Annotated in this window: 16 protein-coding genes; 10 read left to right on the forward strand and 6 right to left on the reverse strand. The window is 55.6% G+C overall.

Annotated features, from left to right (window positions below; translation table 11 throughout):
• The first annotated feature begins 153 nt into the window (after positions 1-153).
• The 3 genes from HMPREF3039_RS10310 to HMPREF3039_RS10320 all read left to right on the forward strand — a co-directional run bounded on the left by HMPREF3039_RS10310 (position 154) and on the right by HMPREF3039_RS10320 (position 3049).
• Positions 154-1716 (forward strand): sialate O-acetylesterase, encoded by a 1563-nt coding sequence (locus tag HMPREF3039_RS10310; protein WP_067570552.1) that lies wholly within the window; start codon positions 154-156, stop codon positions 1714-1716.
• Between the two features lie 293 nt (positions 1717-2009).
• Positions 2010-2501, forward strand: a complete 492-nt coding sequence (nrdR, locus tag HMPREF3039_RS10315; RefSeq protein WP_012419886.1) for a transcriptional regulator NrdR — start codon at positions 2010-2012, stop codon at positions 2499-2501.
• 20 nt (positions 2502-2521) lie between these two features.
• Positions 2522-3049 carry a hypothetical protein gene (locus tag HMPREF3039_RS10320; RefSeq protein ID WP_067570549.1) on the forward strand — a complete coding sequence of 176 codons (528 nt, stop codon included), beginning with the start codon at positions 2522-2524 and terminating at the stop codon, positions 3047-3049.
• Here HMPREF3039_RS10320 and HMPREF3039_RS10325 read toward each other — a convergent pair.
• Positions 3043-3909, reverse strand: a complete 867-nt coding sequence (locus tag HMPREF3039_RS10325) for a nitroreductase family protein (protein WP_231863912.1) — start codon at positions 3907-3909, stop codon at positions 3043-3045. The genes HMPREF3039_RS10320 and HMPREF3039_RS10325 overlap by 7 nt on opposite strands.
• A gap of 104 nt (positions 3910-4013) precedes the next feature.
• On the opposite strand from HMPREF3039_RS10325, the gene HMPREF3039_RS10330 reads away from it, so the two are divergent.
• Positions 4014-4346, forward strand: a complete 333-nt coding sequence (locus HMPREF3039_RS10330) for a winged helix-turn-helix transcriptional regulator (protein WP_067570545.1) — start codon at positions 4014-4016, stop codon at positions 4344-4346.
• A gap of 16 nt (positions 4347-4362) precedes the next feature.
• On the opposite strand, the gene HMPREF3039_RS10335 is transcribed toward HMPREF3039_RS10330, so the two are convergent.
• On the reverse strand, positions 4363-6042 hold the full coding sequence (locus HMPREF3039_RS10335) for a SulP family inorganic anion transporter (RefSeq protein WP_067570543.1): 1680 nt from the start codon (positions 6040-6042) through the stop codon (positions 4363-4365).
• Positions 6043-6174: 132 nt separating this feature from the next.
• The gene (gene argH, locus HMPREF3039_RS10340; protein WP_067570541.1) at positions 6175-7542 is read right to left on the reverse strand and encodes an argininosuccinate lyase; all 1368 of its coding nucleotides are present in this window, start codon (positions 7540-7542) and stop codon (positions 6175-6177) included.
• Between the two features lie 299 nt (positions 7543-7841).
• On the opposite strand from argH, the gene HMPREF3039_RS10350 reads away from it, so the two are divergent.
• From HMPREF3039_RS10350 to HMPREF3039_RS10360, 4 genes are all read left to right on the forward strand, one after another.
• On the forward strand, positions 7842-8069 hold the full coding sequence (locus HMPREF3039_RS10350) for a transposase (RefSeq protein ID WP_067570537.1): 228 nt from the start codon (positions 7842-7844) through the stop codon (positions 8067-8069).
• Between the two features lie 118 nt (positions 8070-8187).
• The gene (locus tag HMPREF3039_RS13365; protein WP_082770217.1) at positions 8188-9255 is read left to right on the forward strand and encodes a DNA-methyltransferase; all 1068 of its coding nucleotides are present in this window, start codon (positions 8188-8190) and stop codon (positions 9253-9255) included.
• A complete protein-coding gene (locus HMPREF3039_RS10355; protein ID WP_197457179.1) occupies positions 9206-10405 on the forward strand; it encodes a hypothetical protein in 1200 nt (399 codons plus the stop codon). Before HMPREF3039_RS13365 ends, HMPREF3039_RS10355 begins: the two co-directional genes overlap by 50 nt.
• A 755-nt stretch (positions 10406-11160) precedes the next feature.
• Positions 11161-11850, forward strand: a complete 690-nt coding sequence (locus HMPREF3039_RS10360; protein ID WP_067570535.1) for an SWIM zinc finger family protein — start codon at positions 11161-11163, stop codon at positions 11848-11850.
• 14 nt (positions 11851-11864) lie between these two features.
• Here HMPREF3039_RS10360 and HMPREF3039_RS10365 read toward each other — a convergent pair whose 3' ends face one another.
• The 3 genes from HMPREF3039_RS10365 to HMPREF3039_RS10375 form a co-directional block, all read right to left on the reverse strand.
• Positions 11865-13364 carry a hypothetical protein gene (locus tag HMPREF3039_RS10365; RefSeq protein ID WP_067570533.1) on the reverse strand — a complete coding sequence of 500 codons (1500 nt, stop codon included), beginning with the start codon at positions 13362-13364 and terminating at the stop codon, positions 11865-11867.
• Between the two features lie 171 nt (positions 13365-13535).
• Positions 13536-14825, reverse strand: a complete 1290-nt coding sequence (eno, locus tag HMPREF3039_RS10370; protein WP_082770218.1) for a phosphopyruvate hydratase — start codon at positions 14823-14825, stop codon at positions 13536-13538.
• A 154-nt stretch (positions 14826-14979) separates the two neighbouring features.
• Positions 14980-15813, reverse strand: a complete 834-nt coding sequence (locus HMPREF3039_RS10375; RefSeq protein ID WP_067570532.1) for a deoxyribonuclease IV — start codon at positions 15811-15813, stop codon at positions 14980-14982.
• 150 nt (positions 15814-15963) lie between these two features.
• Between HMPREF3039_RS10375 and HMPREF3039_RS10380 the strand changes: the two genes are divergently transcribed.
• Entirely contained in the window at positions 15964-18060 is a 2097-nt protein-coding gene (locus HMPREF3039_RS10380; protein WP_067952111.1) for an alpha-L-fucosidase, read from the forward strand.
• Between the two features lie 104 nt (positions 18061-18164).
• Positions 18165-19220 (forward strand): 3'-5' exoribonuclease YhaM family protein, encoded by a 1056-nt coding sequence (locus tag HMPREF3039_RS10385; protein ID WP_167506794.1) that lies wholly within the window; start codon positions 18165-18167, stop codon positions 19218-19220.
• The last annotated feature ends 7 nt before the right edge of the window (positions 19221-19227 follow it).

Here is a 19227-nt window from a genome sequence, read left to right on the forward strand (position 1 = left end):
AAGTCCATGAAAGAATTGTAACGAACACTTGAAAAGAACCACGGAACTTAAGCCACCACTGGAAAACAAAGGCTGGTCTTTATACAAACCGCTGTCTGTGATCTTGCCCCATTAAGGAAATTGCGTATGGTAAGCTTCTGATAAGCTTTCACCATGAAAAAAATTCTGCTGCTTTTCCTGTTGGCTTGTTCCGTTTCCATGGCTTCAGCCAGAGAGTTGAAGATTTTTTTGCTGACAGGCCAGTCCAACTCTTTGGGGACAGTGAAGGGCAGTCCCGCTTCACCGGAGCTGTTGAAGAAGTATGAACCGCAGGCCACGCTGTACTGGCATGAAAATTTCGGGCAGCGGGAGGGGGTGTTTGCCGGAGCTTCTACGGCCTGGGAACAAGTCCGGCCTGCGATGCCGCGCTATAACGGTAATTTGTGCATGGGACCGGAGTACGGGTTTGCCTTTACCTTGGAGAAAAACGGGTGGTTCAAGGATGCGGATGTTGCAGTCGTAAAGGCCTCCAGGGACGGAGGGGACAATTCCCACTGGCAAAAGCATGGCCAGGCTTATCAGGCGCTGGTGCAGGCCGTTAAAAACGCTTGCGGGGCTGTGGACAGGTCCAGATATTCCAAGGTAACGTTTTCCGGGCTCCTGTATTTGCAGGGGGAGAGCAACGCGGGCACTTCTGTTCCGGAAAGTGCGTCCCGTTTTCTGGAGTTGCTGAACGATCTGTCGGCAGATCTGAAACCTTACGGAGATACGTCTGCTCTGGCTGCGCAGAAGGCCATCATTGGGGAGAATGCGAACTGGGACGGCAGGAATGAAACGGATGCGGAGACTGGAAATATTACCGGAGGGCTGGAAGGCCGCGATACCACCGTACAGGGAAAAACGACTCAGCAGGTCATGAAGAGTCTGGCGGCTTCCCGTCCGGGCATGGGCTATGTTCCTACCAGAGACCTTCCCAAGCTGACGGCAGGGGACACTATGGGAGTGCATTACAGTGGGACTGCCCAGATCAGCATCGGTGCGCGGTTTGCCTACGAAGCGGCCCGGCTGGCGGGAAAGGATGCGGGCTCTGTCCGCAGTGGCCGCTACGATGTTCCGCTGGGAGCTCCGGAAGCATGGATGAACAGGAAGCAGCCGGGAAAAAACGTGTGTGTCTGGAATGTGGCTTCTTCCATCAAGCCGAGCGTGGTGTCCGGTACAGTAAAATTGTTCGGCATACGGGTGGAAGATCCGGCGGTGAATACGGTGGTGATTGAAGGTGCTGGCGCGTCCGGGGACCGGCTGGTGCTGGGACCGGGAGGTATTCGCCTGACGGAAGGAAAAAATCTGCTCATCAAGGGAAATGTTCAACTGGCGGGACGGCAGACCTGGAACATTCCCGGTGGTTCCGCGGTAACGATAACGTCGCGGGAACCTGCGGCGCTGGGCGGGAAGGCTCTGCCTGGGCTCCTGTCCGGACAGGCGGAGGTGCATGTCGTCCGGGAGAATGGAGGGGAGCAGCAGAGTGCGGCCAAGATCGTGTTCAGGAATGTGCGGGCTTCCTCTCTGAAGTGTTCCTGGGTGTTGTCCGGGGGAACGGAGATGTTTTTGGAAGGGATGGACGGACAGTCACTGAATTTGGGACGGATTACGGTCCGGAAAGGCGCAGTCCTGAATTTGAACGGAACGAGATTGCCCGCAGGCTCCGTCGTCAATGAGGGTGGCACGGTGAATGAATGACGGCAATGAGAAATAGCATGTCTTGGGGTACTCCGGGTGCGGTTTTCCCCGGCGGGAGGGCTCGCCTGAAAATAATGGCAGCCTTCCATGCAAGCCATGCGGGTTTTTGTCTGCCGCTTATTCACAATCCCGGCATGTGCGGAAATCCTTTTCATGACGGGAAAAAGGGATATTCCGCGCGCGTTTTATTCACATGAAACGGTGTTTGGGAAATATTGATGGTTAAGCCTTCTGCACTATATTTGGCGTACTTTTTTCTTTATGGGCGCGCTATATGGTAGTATGGTTCCGGCATGAGATGTGTTCAGTGCGGTCATCTGGAGGACAAGGTCATCGACTCCCGCATGTCCAAGGACGGGACGACGATTCGCCGCCGCCGCGTCTGCCTGAGGTGCGATTACCGCTACACGACGTATGAACAAATCGAGCGTACGGAGTTGCGCGTTGTGAAGAGGGACAACCTGCGGGAAGCCCTGAACCGTGAAAAAATCTTAAGGGGCCTCGTCAAAGCCTGTGAAAAGCGCCCCGTCAGCATGGACCGCCTGGACCGCGCGGTAGAGGAAATCATCTCCGAACTGCACCGGGACCACCTGCGGGAAGTGCCGTCCAGCGAGATCGGCAAGAAGGTGATTGAAAAGCTGTACGCCATTGATCCCGTGGCCTACATCCGCTACGTGTCCGTGTACCGCCAGTTTTCCAATGTGGAGGAATTCATTCAGGAGATCACTCAGATGCGCCACCAGACGCTGATTGATCCCCTTCAGCGCAAATTGCCCATTTTATAACGTCTTCCCATCCATTTTCCATGATCGGCTTCAGAAACAACAGACCTCTGCTCAAACTCGGCGACTTCCTGATCGCCGAGTACGGTGAGCAGTGGCTGGCCGACGCGCTGGAATCCGCCGCGCGCCAGGCGGGAACGACTCTGCCGTTCAAGGAAGACCTGCTCGCTTCCGTTCGCTATTATCTGGAGCATGAATGCGATCTGTCCGTCATGTCCCTGTCCGACCTGTATGACCGCATCCGCCGCATGCTCCGGGACGTGGGCCTTGCCCATCTGGCCAGGGAATTGAAAGACATGACGCCGCCCATGACGGTCAGTGTGGCGGAGATCGCGCGCAGCGTGCCGTTCTGGCTGTTTTTTGACGGTGAGCTGAGGCAGTACCTTTCCCGCCTCCGGGAACAGGGCATTACCCGCTACCGTTTTACGGATAAAAAGGAATGTGTTCTGGCCCTGCAGGGAAAGAAGCGCTGGAACAGCACCAGCCAGCATTTGCTGGAAGATTTGGACTTCCTGCTTTCTCGGTATGAGGAAGAGGATTCCGGTCATTGACCGGAGAGCCGGCGGAAAGTGACTTCACGGCATTTCCGTTCCGGCATGCGTCTGAGTTGCAGGGTGGGGGCGCCGAGAACGAAGGCCTGGTACACTTCCTGCTTTTCCGGCAGTTGCAGGGTCTGGAGAAGAGGCTGGTATTTGAGCATCCGGCATCCCAGGACCAATCCGCCCATGTAGCAGCATCCCAGACCCAGGGAAGTCATGGCCAGCATGATATTCTGGGAGATGACGGTGGCGTCTTCCCGGCCGGTTTGCGATGCCGCCGGACCGGTCAGCAGAATCAGTGCCGGGGCTCCGTACAGAATGGGGTCTTCGCCCCGCGCCTGAGCCTGCCGGCGTAGGGTATGCGTAGCGCTTTCAAAAATCACGGACCGGTAGTCCCTCCGGTTCAGGGCCAGTTTCAGGAAGAAGCGCGTCAGAGGGAACCGGGCCAGCTTCTCCAGTTTCCCGTACATGCGCATGGCCGCCTTCCTGATGCGGGAGAGGGCATCCGGATGCTCGATGACTATCAGACGAATTTCCTGGGCGTTCAGGCCGGATTGGGAGTATTCCGCCACGCGGCGCATGAGGTCATAGGCCTCCCTGCCGACGGGAGAGGGCTTGAAATGCCGGACGCTCCTGGTTTTCATCAGCAGATTCAGGAATCCCTGCTCATCCGGGACGGGGCCGATGGGTTCCGTTTTTTTGACGGCGGCATGGATGATGGCCTGCCGAGGGCAGACGGCGACGCAGTGGCCGCAGTCGATGCAGTGCTGTTCTGCGGCTTGTTCCAGGGAGTCGAATCCGCAAAAGCGGGTGAGGATGCAGGCTTTTTTGCACAGGCCGCAATGGATGCACTTTTCTTGGTCAATAGTCACTTTCATATCTGGTGAAATGGAATTCCGGCCAGAATAGGGCGACAGGGATTTTTTGACAAGTAGGCACTGTTTTGTAGTATAGTACCCAAAAAGTTACTGAAGCCATGAAGAAACCCCCTTCCACCTACCGCTGCCCCTGCGGGGCAACTCTTTCCCTGATCGGGGGGAAATACAAGATCGTGATCCTCTGGTTTCTTTACCAGAACTCCGTTCTCCGGTTCAATGAACTGCACCGGCTGGTTCCGGAGGCCACGACCAAGATGCTTGTTCAGCAGCTCCGGGAACTGGAGGCGGACAGGCTGGTGGAGCGGAAAGTCTATCCCGTCGTTCCTCCGAAGGTGGAATATTCCCTGACGCCGTTCGGCAGGAGCGTTCTTCCCGTGCTGGAAGCCATGAACGCGTGGGGAGCTTCCTATCTGGAGGCGCACGGAGCCTGACCGTCCTCCTTCTCTCTTACAGATGTTTGGGAGCGGGGCCGTTGAGAATCTTGTCGGCCCGGATCAAGGCGGCGTCAATATTCTCGCAAATGTTGTAGCGCTTCAATTCCCGGTAAAAGGGAGCGTGGCGGATGACATCCAGCGGCTGGGGCTGCACGCCGCAGACAAGCAGGGTGCAGCCGTGTTCCCGGCACTGGTGGCAGAAGTCGGACAGGACGTTCAGACCGGTGGCATCCAGCGCGGGAACCAGCCGCATGCGCAGGATGACCACCTTCGTATCGTGTTCCAGCGTTTTCAGCACTTGGTCCTTGAATTGCTCCACCGCTCCGAAAAAGAAGGGGCCTTTGACGTCGAACACCTCCACTCCTTCCGGGATATTGAGTTTGGCTGTGGAACGGTCTCCGCTGTCTTCGGAATCGTCGTCCAGCAGTTCGTTCTTGATGGCGGAAACGTCGCTGATCTGCGCCATCCGGCCCATGAAGAGCAGGGCGGCCAGCACCACGCCCACTTCCACGGCCACGACGAGGTCCACAAAGACGGTCAGCAGGAAGGTGATCACCAGTACGGCCGCGTCCTGCCTGGGGCCCTTCAGCAGGCGGCTGAAGGTGTGCATCTCGCTCATGTTGTAGCACACGACGGTCAGGATGCCCGCCAGCACGGCCAGCGGGATTTGCTGCGCGTATTGCGCGAAGGCCATCAGGATGGCCAGCAGCGTCAGGGAATGGATCATCCCGGAAACGGGGCTTTTTGCCCCCGCCTTGATGTTGGTGGCCGTGCGGGCAATTGCTCCGGTGGCGGGAATGCCGCCGAACAGGGCGGAGCCGATGTTGCCGATGCCCTGGGCGATAAGTTCCATGTTCGGCTTGTGCCGTCCGCCCGTCATGCCGTCCGCCACGGACGCGCTCAAGAGGGATTCAATGGCCGCCAGCAGGGCGATGGTGAAGGCGGGCGCCGTCAGCGCGCCCACGTTGTGCCACTCGATATGGGGGAGGGAGGGCATGGGCAATGTGTTCGGCAGGCTGCCGAAGGCCTGCCCGATGGTGGCTACGGGGAGTGTGAAGGCCACGGAAACGGCCGTCATTCCCAGCATGCCTACCAGCATGGCCGGGCCCTTGGGCCAGAAGCGGCGGCTCAGCAGGGTAAGGATGACGGTTCCGGCGGCCAGTCCCAGCGCGGCCCAGTTGACGGTGTGGAAGTGCTGGAAGTAACACGCCCATTTGTCGATGAAATCACCGGGAATTTTCTCTGCAATGGTGAGGCCGAAGATGTCCTTGATCTGTGTGGAGAAGATCACCACGGCAATGCCGGAGGTAAATCCCGTGGTGACGGGGAAGGGGATGAAGCGGATGAGCGCCCCCATGCGGCAGACGCCGAAGATGATGAGAAAGACGCCCGCCATCAGGGTGCAGATCAGCAGGCCGGAGGCGTGATACTGTTCCAGCACGCCCATAATGATGATCACAAAGGCGCCTGTGGGGCCGCCTATCTGGTACTTGCTGCCGCTGAACAGGGAAATGAGGAACCCGGCCACAATGGCGGTGACAAGCCCTTGGGACGGGGAAAGCCCGCATGCAATGGCGAAGGCCATGGCCAGAGGAATGGCTACGACGCCCACGGTCAGCCCCGCGAAGAGGTCTGAGAGGAAAGTTTGCCTGGTGTAGGTTTTGAGGGAGGAAACGAGAGCTGGTTTGAACATGGCTGCCGGATCTGGGGGCTATGGCGTTGCGCCATGCCGGGAATGGTTGGAAAACTCCCCCTGTCTGCGCCTGAGGGCGCGCCGCGGAGGCGGCCGGCCGGCTCTCCGTTCCGTCCGCCTCCTGAAGCCGTGCTATTTGGAAAGGACGTTTTCCCAGTAGGCGATGCGGCGGCAGGTATTTTCGGAATTGGGAGCCCCCGGGTTGGTACGCTGGGAGAAGGCTTTTGTCAATTCAAATACACTGCGCGCATCCGTTCCGTAGGCGTCCGAGATGGAAGCGAATTGATCGTCGCTCAACTGATGAAGCGGAGTTCCGGTGGAAATGCTCATGGCGACCGCCTTGCCGACCAATTCGTGGGCCTGGCGGAAGGGAACGCCGCGGCGCACCAGGTAATCCGCCAGATCCGTGGCCAGCAGCATGGGATCGGAGGCCGCTTCCAGGGCGCGCTCCGTGTTGACCGTCATGGCGGCGATCATCTCCGCGTTGACGTCCAGGGCCAGCTTGATGGTGTCGATGGAATCGAAAAGCGGTTCCTTGTCTTCCTGAAGATCGCGGTTGTAGGTCAGCGGCAGGCCCTTGACGGCTACCATGACGGCGGTGAGGTTGCCGTACAGCCGCCCCGTCTTGCCGCGGGTCAGCTCCGCGACGTCCGGATTCTTCTTCTGGGGCATCAGGGAGGAGCCCGTCGTGTGGGCGTCGGAAAGAGTGGCAAAGCCGAATTCCGCCGTGCACCACAGGATGACGTCTTCGCTCAGGCGGGAAAGATGGGCGCCGATGACGGCCAGGTCGAACAGGGTTTCCATGATGTAGTCCCGGTCCGCAATGGCGTCCATGGAATTCTCCGTGACGGCGTCAAAACCCAGTTCCACGGCTATTCCGTGGCGGTCCAGGCAAATGGTGGAACCGGCAATGGCTCCGGAACCCAGCGGAGAGACGTTCAGCCGCCTGCGGCAGTCCTTCAGGCGGTCCGCATCGCGGTTCAGCATTTCCACGTAGGCCAGGAGATGGTGGCCCATCGTGACGGGCTGGGCGCGCTGAAGATGGGTGTAGCCGGGCATCATGGCATCCGCGTATTCCCTGGCCTTCATGACCAGGGCCCGCTGCAGGCCGCGCACCTTTTCCAGGATTTCATCAATCTCCGTGCGGCAGTAGAGGCGCGTGTCCGTAGCCACCTGGTCATTGCGGGAACGGGCCGTGTGCAGCTTGGCGCCGGGCGCGCCGATGCGGCGGGTCAGCTCGCTCTCAATGTTCATGTGCACGTCCTCCAGCTCCCGGCTCCAGGTGAAGTTGCCTGCCTCAATGTCCTTCAGGATGTCCTTCAGGCCGCCTTCAATGGCGTCGAACTCCTCCTGCGTCAGCAGGCCTGCCTTGAGCTGTGCCCGCGCATGGGCGATGGATCCGGCAATGTCCTGGCGGAAGAGCCTCCAGTCGTAGGAGACGGATTCGCCGTAGCGTTGAACCAGATCAGCGGTGGGTTTAGAAAATCTGCCTTTCCACATGACCCCTCTGTTGTGCCTGAAGCCCGGTGGATTTGAAAGCCAGAAATGGGTAATGGTGTCAAAAGAGCGATGAAGAGCGTTTAGTTTCATTGACGGCCCAGAACGTGGAAGTGTCCTTTCTGGAAATATTCTGCATGTCTAGATAGCGGGATTTAAGCAAATGCAGTCCGGAATGCCCCATTTCATACTGCATTCCGTCCAATTGGGAGGGCAGACAGAGGTCTCTTTTTGTGGAGGCCACGCTTCCTTGAGCAGCTGATGCAGGACGGAATGGATTTGAACATGCCCCCCGTCTTGCTGTGAAACCCTTTCAGGCAAACTACCCGTTCTTCCAGATTAATGGCATCCCAGGTCAGGCGCGCGGTTTCCGCCGGGCGGATATCCTCGATAAAAGAGGTATCTACGGAGTATTCCATAAGATCAGCCCAAAATACTTGCAAAAATATATTGACGAGTTCTATTATAGAATGAATCATGGTGAAGCCGAAGATGCGTTTGAAACGCTAGTATGTTTTTCAGTTGCTTAAAACAAACACAACTTATATAGAAGAAAAAGTTTTTCAAAATGAAGATATGCTGGTTCTAAAATTTAAATAATCTTAATAGAATCAACATCAAAAATTGCAATTAGAGTAAAGAAATAAGATGGCAATTAAAAAATCAGAACGAAATAAAACAATAGACACCCCTATAAGTGAGGGAACGATTTACTTAGACCGTTGTGTATCTATAACTGAAAAGCAGAATTCGATTAATAATGTGCTTGATAGAACAATAATAGGCGATACATTTAAGGTTTTACCCTTGTTGCCTCCTAATAGTGTAGATTTAGTGATTGCTGACCCTCCGTACAATCTAACGAAATCATTCAATGGAACAACCTTTGCAAAGAGAAAGAAATCAGACTACGAAGAATACACTCGGCAATGGCTAAGAGGGGTCAAATCTTTACTGAAAGATACTGGCTCAATATATGTGTGTTGCGATTGGGGAACGAGCCTAATTATCGGCAATGTGTTGGAGGAATTCTTCTCCGTAAGAAATCGCATTACATGGCAGAGAGAAAAAGGTCGTGGCGCAAAAGCGAATTGGAAAAACGGAATGGAAGATATTTGGTTTGCAACAAATAGCGATAATTTCACTTTCAATCTTGATGCGGTAAAAATTAGAAAAAAGATTGTTGCCCCATATCGTGTTGACGGCAAGCCAAAAGATTGGACCGAGTCCCAAAACGGCAATTACCGAGATACTTGTCCATCAAATTTCTGGGACGATATTTCTATTCCGTTTTGGTCTATGCCGGAAAACACGGCCCACCCTACGCAAAAACCAGAAAAGTTGATAGCAAAAATCATGCTTGCATCATCATCTAAGGGGGACGTTATTTTTGACCCATTTTTGGGGTCTGGTACAACAAGTGTAGTGGCAAAAAAACTCCATCGTCATTTTTTAGGCGTTGAGATTGAGCCTCAGTATTGCGTTTGGATAGAGCAACGACTTGCAATGGCAGAGGATGACTCCCAAATCCAAGGCTATGTGGATGGCGTGTTTTGGGAACGTAACTCCTTAACAGAGCAGAAATCAAAGTCTAATTCTTCGTTTTCTTCACATGCCAAGCGGGGCAGAAAGCGAACTAAGAACGTGGAAGTGGCAGAAATTAAAGTTGACGAAGAACGAACTCTTTTTGATTTTGGAGAAAGCGAAAATGTATAACAGAGAGATAATTGATTGTTTGGTTAAATTTATATCCGATAGAGATGGAGTATCAGATAAAGCATCGCTAGCAACTCAAGTACAAGAGCGATTCAAACTCGTAAAAGATAGAAGCGTGTACTATGGAGAATGGTTTGCCATCCGATTTTGCAGAGCGGCTTCATCCAGTTTTTCTAATACGGTCCTTTCTCTTTCCGCCTTACATAAGTACGACAATATGCCGTTCTTTGTATGCCTTGTGACTCCATCAAGGAATTTTTTGATGCTTGCAAATACAACCTTTCTGAGAAAGATTAGTCACTCATCTCAGGAATTGCGGTTTAATAATATAAAAGGTAGTTTCAACGGAAGCGATATTATGCGTTCTTTTGAGGGGATAGACAATCTTCCCCAATGCTTTGAGTTTTTATTCTCGTCGCACGAAAATTACACATTCGAAGAAAACCTCGAACGGTTGGTTGAAGCGACGAATAATATCTCTCCAACGGGAAAGAAATTTCTCCCGTCAAAATCTCAGATTGATTGTATTCGAGACTCTGTAAGTAGAGCAACTTCCTTCTTGGCTTCAAAGGAGTATGGCATATTGGATGATGATTTATCCAAGCGAGTAAAATCTGTTGAATCAGAAATCGCAATAGCGGCTTTCATTGACAACGTTAATTTACGAGGACGGATTATCGAATACTTAATAACTCAAGAAGATGATTTGAAAGACACTTTAATCCGTTGTTTGCGAGATAAAACACCCTTGCCAGAGATGTTCACCGCCGATAAATTGGGGGATTACGGAAGAGAATTTGAGCATTATCTTACGGAAACTGATATAAAAACAAAGGTTTTATTCCTATCAAGCAATCCAAAGGGATACAATATTGACAAGCTCCTTTCTTTCCTTTCAGAAGAAAAAAGCGTGTATCTAATCTATGTAGTTGCAATTGACGACAATAAACACATTAGCACTCGTCTTTGCTCTATGTTCAATCGACAGCTTTTATCTGCCACAAGAATTATTAAACATTGGGCGGGTAGAAACTCTCGCGGAGTCACTCAATATGAAGGCAAGGTTTTAGAAGAAATTGTATTTAATTTTGACGAAGATGTTGACGTTGCGGACGCACAAGATTTTCTTACAAAGTGTTTGCGCGCATAATCAAAAAAGGAACTTATTTTCTACTCAAGCAAGCCTAAAGAGCATAATTCCGTTTTTTTAATATTTACCGGTGTTCGGGCGTATTGGGCACCTTTTCCATGTTGCTACACCGAAGAGCCCGGAAGAAGATATTGCAGAGGCTTCCCGATAGACGGCATGCCTAGACGTGGATAGCGCAGTACAAAGCCATTGATTATTGGTTACAGCATTGGTTTACACCATTCCATGAAGTGTTTTATGTGACGCTGGCTCCGTGGCATTGCGCGGAAAATATGGCGTCGGATATTTCGGGGCGAATGCCTGACAAAGTTGGAAGAGCTAAAGCTACCCGGATATGGAGTGTTTCCCAATGGAAGAGGAAATATGGTTTTTTCCCAAGTCTGGTGAGATGGACGGGAATGCAATGTGACCGTGTGATACGGTGGTTATTTTGCCGGAGTCGTAGTTTTTCCGGGGGAAACAATTCATGATTTATAATAGATTGTTTTTCAATTGATTATGAACATGCTTAGAGAATTTTATAGTATTCGTGCCGCCTGTTTTATGATGTGGGATCGGCTGTATTGAGAAGTTCCTTTTTTAGTGCCAATCATTTGTCTGGGGAAGGAGCCAATGATATATCTCTTGCTATAGAAAAAATATTCGTGCTATCTTTATCATAAAGAATTTTTGCGGACAAATTCAGCAACTGAGGTCAGAGGGAAGAATTTTTTCGTGTTTGAGGGAGTGCAGAATGCTACTATTCCTTTGTGTGCATGGATGATGAAATGCCCCTGAAACGGGCGGATTTGCGGAAACGCGCGGAAGAAAAGGCAGCAGAATTGGCCGCGGAAGGAGTGGAATTGCACCCCGTGGCGGCTTCCGGACGGAATCTGGCAAAGAACTTCTGGGGCCGGGAATGGATGAAGAGCCTGGGAGCTTGCGAGGTGTACGGCATGCGGCTGGCTCCCGGAAGAACGTATTTGCGTTATGGCTGCGTTCTGGACATGAAGGTGTCCCCCGGCCGGATAGACGCCCTGGTAATGGGGGAGCATTTGTATGAGGCAAGCGCGGAGGCGGCGACTCCGGACGAAGAATCGCTGGAGCGGCTCCGTGCGCAGTGCGCCGGACATATCGGGTCCTGGATTGATTTGCTGAAAGGGAATTTATCCCCGGAGCTGCTGCGTATCCTGTGCGACCCTGAAAGCGGCCTTTTTCCCAGGCCGGAAGAGTGGCGCTTTTCCTGTTCCTGCCCGGACTGGGCGGATTTGTGCAAGCATGCTGCGGCGGCCTTGTACGCGTTCGGCGTGATGCTGGACGATCAGCCGGAACTGTTGTTTACGTTGCGGGGAATTGACGCGTCCGTTCTGATTCCGGATGCTCCGGAACCGGCTTCCGGCGGAGAAGACGCCCTGGACAGGGATGCAAGCTCCCTGTCCGACATGTTCGGCATTCGGCTGGATTGAGCCGGTTTCCGGCTTTACGGCTTCCGGCATCCCTTGAACAGCCAGCCGGGAAGGGGATGGCCGTCTTTTTTGATGAATTGGAGGTAGAGCGGTTGTTCCGGGTGATAAAGCGTTCCTCCGTAGCTTTCCTGCCGGTGTGTCCGCATGAGGGCGCCGTCCGTAGAGAATGTCCCCAGCTTTTCCGTCACACAAATCACGGAGGGAATGGCTGTGAGTGCCACGTAAACGGCCAGGAGGATGCGGGACCGCGTGCCTCCGGTGCGGAGGGCGTGCAGGAACAGGAAGGCCAGAAACGGGTAAAGCACGGCGGGAGCCTTGAACAGCAGTTCGTTATTCATCATGCCTATCCGGAAAAAGAGGCAGCATGCCATTCCTCCCAGAGTGATGTAATACAGGGGCATGCGCCTGCAGGCAGGGAAAAGGAGTGTCCCTGGCAGGAGTACATTCAAAAGCAGGGAGAGAAGGAAGCTGGCGTATTTGACGGAGTCCGGATAAAGCACCATCCGTTGCATGGTGTAGTGAAACGCCGCCGCGTATTGGTCCGCAAGCAGGCAGGAGAATTGGCCGCCCCCGTCCAGATGGGCGTAAAAGAGGCTCATGACCGCCACGCACAGGAACCCTATCCAGAAAACGGGACGGCGCAGGAGAGTGCGCAGACGTTCGCCCGTACCGGGCCCGGATGCCTTGTTCCGGCTGTCCCGGAAGAGTGTTTCATACAGAATGAAGGGGAGCAGAATCAGGGCCGCCAGGGGAGAACCGGGCAGCAGCAGGGCTCCCATCAGGTAGTAGCCGGAGGCGGGCAGGGAACGCGTCAGGACCAGGACCGAACACAGAAGTGCCGGAACGGCATGGTTGAACGTGTTGAATATTTGAGATGGAATGCCGATGAACAGGGCTATCTGGGCGTTGTATTCTGGAAACAGGTTCGAGAGGGGCATGCCCAGGCAGTCCAGCGATGCGGCGGGCGAACCGAGACAGAGGAGAAGCAGGGCCCACCAGGCAGTCTTACGGATTCCCCAGCGGCATGCCGCTGTCAGAAGCGCCAGTTCCAGCCCCAGGAAAGTCCATCCCGCCAGCAGCCAGGGAGCGTATGCAGCAGGGCAGAAGGACAACGCGCAGGCAGGCGGCAGCCAATGGCCCAGATAGTAGATGAAAAGACGGCCGTCCGGCATGACGAGAGGCCATGGTTCCGCGATGAGCTGTCCGTAAACGGCATTGCGGATGGTGAAGTCCGCATGCTGCTGGAAGTGGCCCGTAAAACCGCACAGGAATGCCAGAAGCAGACACCCGGCGGACAGAAGAAGGAGAAGAACCGTTCCGCGTCCCGTCAGGGAAAGATGCCCTTCCGGCAGTTTCCGGCCCGTGGCGTACAGTCCGCAGGCCACGGCGGCGCAGAGAGGGAGGGAGAAGAGAGGCTGAAGCCATCCCCACAGGAACAGAATCATGGGCAGCGCCAGGTACAGCAGACCCGCGCACAGCAGGGAATGTGCGGGCAGGGAAAGGCGGGATGGCATGGTATGGGAAGGATGGGTAAAGAGTCAGTCAGTGCAGGGCAGGAGACGCCACAGCATTGCATATTTCCCTGCAAAGAAAAGTTTCCATTCCATCGGAATAAGAAAAATCCCCGGTCGCAAATGCGGCGCGGGGATTGGGGATTGTTTTGTATCAATCTCGGCGAAAATGGGTTAAAAGAGACCGAATCCGTTGCCGTAGCGGGCGGATTCACTCAGTTCCTCTTCAATGCGGAGAAGACGGTTGTATTTCGCCATGCGGTCGGAACGGCTCAAGGAGCCGGTTTTGATCTGGCCGGCATTGGTGCCTACGGCAATGTCCGCGATCGTGGCGTCTTCCGTTTCTCCGGAACGGTGGGAAATGACGGCCGTATAGCGGTTGCCCATGGCCAGTTCCACGGCATCCAGCGTTTCCGTGAGAGAGCCGATCTGGTTGACTTTTACAAGAATGGAGTTGCCTACGCCCAGGCTGATGCCCTTGCGCAGGAATTCCACATTGGTGACAAAGAGGTCGTCCCCGACGAGCTGGGTGTTTTTGCCCAGCTTGTCCGTCAGGATTTTCCAGCCGTCCCAGTCGTTTTCCGCGCAGCCGTCTTCAATGGAGACGATGGGATATTTCTTTTTCAGTTCCACGTAGTAGTCCGTCAGTTCTTCCGCCGTGCGGCGGCTTCCGTCGGACTTTTTGAAGACGTACAGGCCGGATTCGGGATCGTAGAATTCGGAGGAGGCCACGTCCAGGGCAATCGCAATGTCTTCCCCGAAGCGGTAGCCTGCCTTGTCCACGGCCTGGGCGATGCAGTCCAGGGCGTCTTCAGCGGAATCAAGATTGGGGGCAAAACCGCCTTCATCCCCCACGGCGGTGGACAGTCCGCGGCCGTGAAGAACGGATTTGAGCGCATGGAATACTTCCGCGCCGTAGCGCAGCGCTTCCCGGAAGGTGGGCGCTCCGGACGGAACAATCATGAACTCCTGGAAGTCGATGGGGGCGTCGGAGTGGGCGCCGCCGTTGATGATGTTCATCATCGGTACAGGGAGCACTTTTGCGTTGGGGCCGCCCAAGTACCGGTACAGGGGTTGCTGGAGCTGCGCGGCAGCGGCCTTGGCCAGGGCCAGGGAAACGCCCAGAATGGCGTTGGCGCCCAGTTTGGACTTGTTGAACGTGCCGTCCAGGGAGCGCATGAGCGCGTCCGCCGTGGTTTGTTCCGTCGCTTCCAGACCGATGAGGGCGGGAGCGATGATGTCGCGAATGTTGTCCACGGCCTTGGTGACGCCCTTGCCCTGGTAGCGGGCCGGATCTCCGTCGCGTAGCTCCCAGGCTTCATGTTCGCCCGTGGAGGCTCCGCTGGGGACGGCCGCCGTGCCTGTGGCTCCGCCTTCCAGGTACACGTCCGCCTCAATGGTGGGGTTACCGCGTGAATCCAGGATTTCACGCCCTGTTATTTTTGCGATGCGCATTTCTTTCATAAAACCGGATGATGGAGCCTGTGGAAAAACAGGCACATGAGTTAGTTTAAGCTAATTTACACGCCCTGTTTATTCCGAATGGACCGCTCTTGCAAGCTTTTTCCGGGAGAGGAAAGGAACGCTGTGACGGCACCGGGGCCGCATTCCGCCGGGTTCAGGCGCGGTAATGTTCCTTCAGCCAGGCTATTTCCTGGCCGTGCCCGGCATCGTCCCGGGGCGTTTCCAGAAAGAAGGGCAATTCCCGCAGGACCGGATGATTGATGAGGTTGATGAAGGCCTGTTCGCCCAGCGAACCTTTGCCGATGGTTTCATGGCGGTCCTTGAAGGAGGCGAACGGCGTCATGCTGTCGTTCAGGTGGATGGCGCGCAGGCGTTCCAGGCCCAGCACGGAATCAAAGTGTTCCAGCACGCCGTCCAGGCGGTTGACGAGGTCGTAGCCCGCGGAATAGACGTGGCACGTGTCCAGGCAGACGCCCAGTTTTTCCGTCAGTTCCACCCGTTCGATGATGGAGGCCAGTTCCTCAAAGGTTTTTCCGATTTCGCTGCCCTTTCCGGACATGGTTTCCAACAGCACGGTCGTGGTCTGTCCGGATGAGAGCACGTCATTCAGTTGCGCCGCCACCAGTTCAATGCCTTTTTCCACTCCCTGGCCTACATGGCTGCCCGGATGGAAGTTGTACAGGCTGCCCGGCAAATATTCCATCAGCGCCAGGTCCTCCTGAAGGACCTGGGCCGCAAAGCGGGTTACCTTGGGGTCTGCGGAACAGGGATTGAGCGTGTAGGGGGCGTGCGCCAGCAGAATGCCGAATCCGTTGTCCCCGGCGAGTTTCAGAAAACGGGAGATATCCTGCTCGTCAATGGCTTTAGCCTTGCTGCCGCGCGGGTTGCGGGTAAAGAACTGGAAGGTGTTGGCGCCGATGGAGAGGGCCACTTTGCCCATGGCTTCGTACCCTTTTGCGGAGGAGAGATGGCATCCGATGTGTAACATGAAGACGGTTCCGTAAGTTGCAGGAATGGTAGCATTCCGGCCTGAAGAAAAAAGACCAAAAGAGAGGCATCGTTTACCGGAAAGAATCGGAACCCGTTTCCACGTACATGATTGGACGAGATGACTTGCAGGAAAAGATTATTAAACAGATTGGCGCCGGCGCTGCTGGGAATGTGCGTGCTGGCGACCGGCATGGGAACCGCCGGGGCGAAGGAGAGGGTGGCACCGTTGCTTCCCGTTCCCTCCGCGGCACAGCTGGCCTGGCATGACATGGAGATGTACGCCTTCGTTCATTTCACGATCAATACGTTTACCGGGAAGGAATGGGGCTATGGAGACGAAAAGCCGGAACTTTTCAACCCCTCCGATTTTGATGCGGACGACCTTGTCAGGACACTGGCGGATGCCGGATTCAAGGGGGTGGTGCTGACCTGCAAGCACCACGACGGGTTTTGCCTGTGGCCCACGAAGACCACCCGGCACAGCGTGGCTTCCTCCCCGTGGAAAAACGGAAAGGGGGATGTCGTGAAAGACGTTTCGCGCGCGTGTAAAAAATACGGCCTCAAGTTCGGAGTTTACCTGTCTCCCTGGGACCGCAACGCCTCCTCCTACGGCACGCCGGAATATATCGGGATGTACCGCAGGCAGTTGAAGGAGCTGGCGACAGGCTACGGCCCCCTTTTTCTCGCCTGGTTTGACGGAGCAAACGGCGGCGACGGTTATTACGGCGGTGCGCGGGAAAAGAGGTCTATTGACAGAAGCACTTATTACCGGTGGAAAACGACGTGGAGCGAGTTGAAGAAGCTCCAGCCGAGCGCCGTCATTTTTTCCGATGTGGGGCCTGATGTCCGGTGGGTGGGGAATGAAAGCGGTTATGCGGGTTATCCGTGCTGGGCCACTTATACGCCCGTACCCTTGCAGGCCGGAACGGAACCTGCCCCCGGCACGGTCCGCTACCAGTTGGGCGTGGAAGGCACCGTGGACGGGAAGTACTGGATTCCCGCGGAAGTGGACGTTTCCATTCGTCCGGGCTGGTTCTGGCATGATCACGAGAATTCACGTGTACGGACGCCGGAGAATCTTCTGGAATTGTATTTCAACAGCGTAGGGAGAGGGGCGAACCTGAATTTGAATGTGCCGCCGGACCGGAGAGGGCGCATTCATGAAGAAGATAAAAAGTCCTTGGCGGGATTCCGTGTGTTGCTGAACGAGCTTTATTCCCGCAATTTTGCCGAAGGAGCGGAGGCGAGCGCTTCCTCCACCCTGAACGGGTACGGGGCGCGGTATGTGCTCGACCGGAAGCGCACCACGTACTGGATCGCCTCCAAGGAAGACGGGAACCCTTCCCTCACACTGAAATTGCCCGATTCCGCGACGTTTGACGTCATCCGCCTGGCGGAGCCCATCCAGCTTGGACAGAGGGTGCGCAAGTTCCGTGTGGAAGTGTGCGAGAACGGGCGGTTCGTCCCATGGGCGGAGGGGTCCAGCATCGGGGCCAGGGTGATGCTGAAAGGGAGGCCCGTGACAACGGATGAAGTGCGCGTAGTGCTGGAAGAGTTCAAGACTGTTCCGGCGCTTTGCGAGGTTTCCTTGTGGAAATACCCCGGTTTTCTGAATGCTCCCTCCGTCAGCTATGATCGCGACGGCCGGGTAACGCTGACGGCTGCGGCGGGAGCCGTTATCCGGTACACGACGGACGGAACGGAACCGGGACCGCAGTCACCTGTTTATGAAAAGCCGTTTGTCCTTTCCGGCGGTGGAACCGTAAAGGCGGTGAGCGAGGGGAACGGCAGGAAGTCTTCCGTCACGGCGCGGGTGGTTCCGGTACCTTCCCGGGACTGGAAAGTGATCGGCGGGGAGAGGGCCGCCGCCGCGCCGGAACTGGCTTTTGACGGTGATCCGGGAACCTTGTGGCACACGCATGCCCCGCAGGGAGAGATTGCTCCGCCCCAGGCGCTTGATATCGACATGGGCCGCGCGGTGAATGTGGCGGCCGTGTTGTACACTCCGCGCGCGGATTCCTCCAAAGGTACGATTGACCAATACGCCGTTTATTTCAGTGAGGACGGCAGGAAATGGGGGGCTCCCGCGGCGGAGGGAGAGTTTTCCAATATCCGGGCCAATCCCGTCCTTCAGAGAATTGATTTGAAGGCTCCCGTGAAAGCCCGCTACCTGCGTTTTGTCGGCAGGCGTGTGCTGGAAGGCAGTCATGTCGTCATTGCGGAACTGGGCGTTTTGGAAAAATAGCGTATTCCTGTTTTTGCGGAACCTGCCGTGACGGCACGGAGATAAGTGGCCGTGCGCCCGGCGTTTTCTTGACGGATGGGAAGAAGCGGGGCAAGATGGCACGCATGGAACAAGTCAGTCTCATGGAGTTGGGAAAACTGGCCGCGGAAGGCCAGGTGGAAGCGGAGGTTTTTGCCCAGATTTCCCAGTGTGCGCAGAAATTGACCAAGAGCAACAAGCCGTACCTGGACGTAACTTTTGCCGATGCGGAAGGGACCATGGGATTGAAGGTGTGGGAAGACAAGCCCTGGTTCCGGGTGCTGGCCTCCCTGCCTCTCCGCAGTTTCGTAAGCCTGCGCGGCCAGTGGACCAAGGGTTCTTTCGGGATGGAAGCCGCCGATCTGGACGTGCGCCTGCTGGAGGAGGCGGAGAAGGAAAGTTTTCTGGCCGGTTCCGGGACCCTGAAGAAGAAGCAGGAGGCGGATTTGAAGGAAATTTGCGTGTTGATCAAGAGCATGAATGATCCGCGCATCCGGTCCTTGTGCGTCGAATTCATGGAACAGTTCGGAGAACGGCTCCAGCGCGCCGCCGCCGCCAGAACGTACCACCACGCACGCCGCGGCGGCTTGGTGGAGCATGTGGCCGGCATGATGCGCACGGCTTCCGCCGTGTGCCAGGCAAATCCGGAGCTGAACCGCGACCTCCTGCTGGCCGGCTGCCTGTTCCACGACTGCGGAAAACTGTGGGAGAACTGCTACCCGAAGGAGGATTTCACGATGCCGTATTCGGAAGCCGGCGAACTGCTGGGCCACATCCCTCTGGGAATTGAACTGGTCAACAATCTGTGGAAGCGCATCATGGCGCTGCCGGAGGCGGATTCCTGGAAGACGCTGGATCCGCCCTCCCCGGACGTGCGCATGCATCTGCTGCACCTGATTGCCTCCCACCACGGGGAACTGGCGTTCGGCTCCCCGGTGTTCCCGAAGACGCCGGAGGCCGTGGTCCTTCATTATATCGACAATCTGGACGCCAAGCTGGAGATGTTCCGCGGCGCCTATGAAACGAGTGAGGCGCTGGCGCCCAAGGTGCTCCAGCGCAAGGCCCCCCTCCCTGCCAACGTCGTTCTCCCGCTGCCTTCCGTTCTTCCCCTGGTTCCGGACGGAGCGGACGCCATGCCGTAACCGTCCC

Origin of the sequence: Akkermansia sp. KLE1798 (assembly GCF_001580195.1) — a bacterium.
GTDB lineage: Bacteria > Verrucomicrobiota > Verrucomicrobiia > Verrucomicrobiales > Akkermansiaceae > Akkermansia > Akkermansia biwaensis.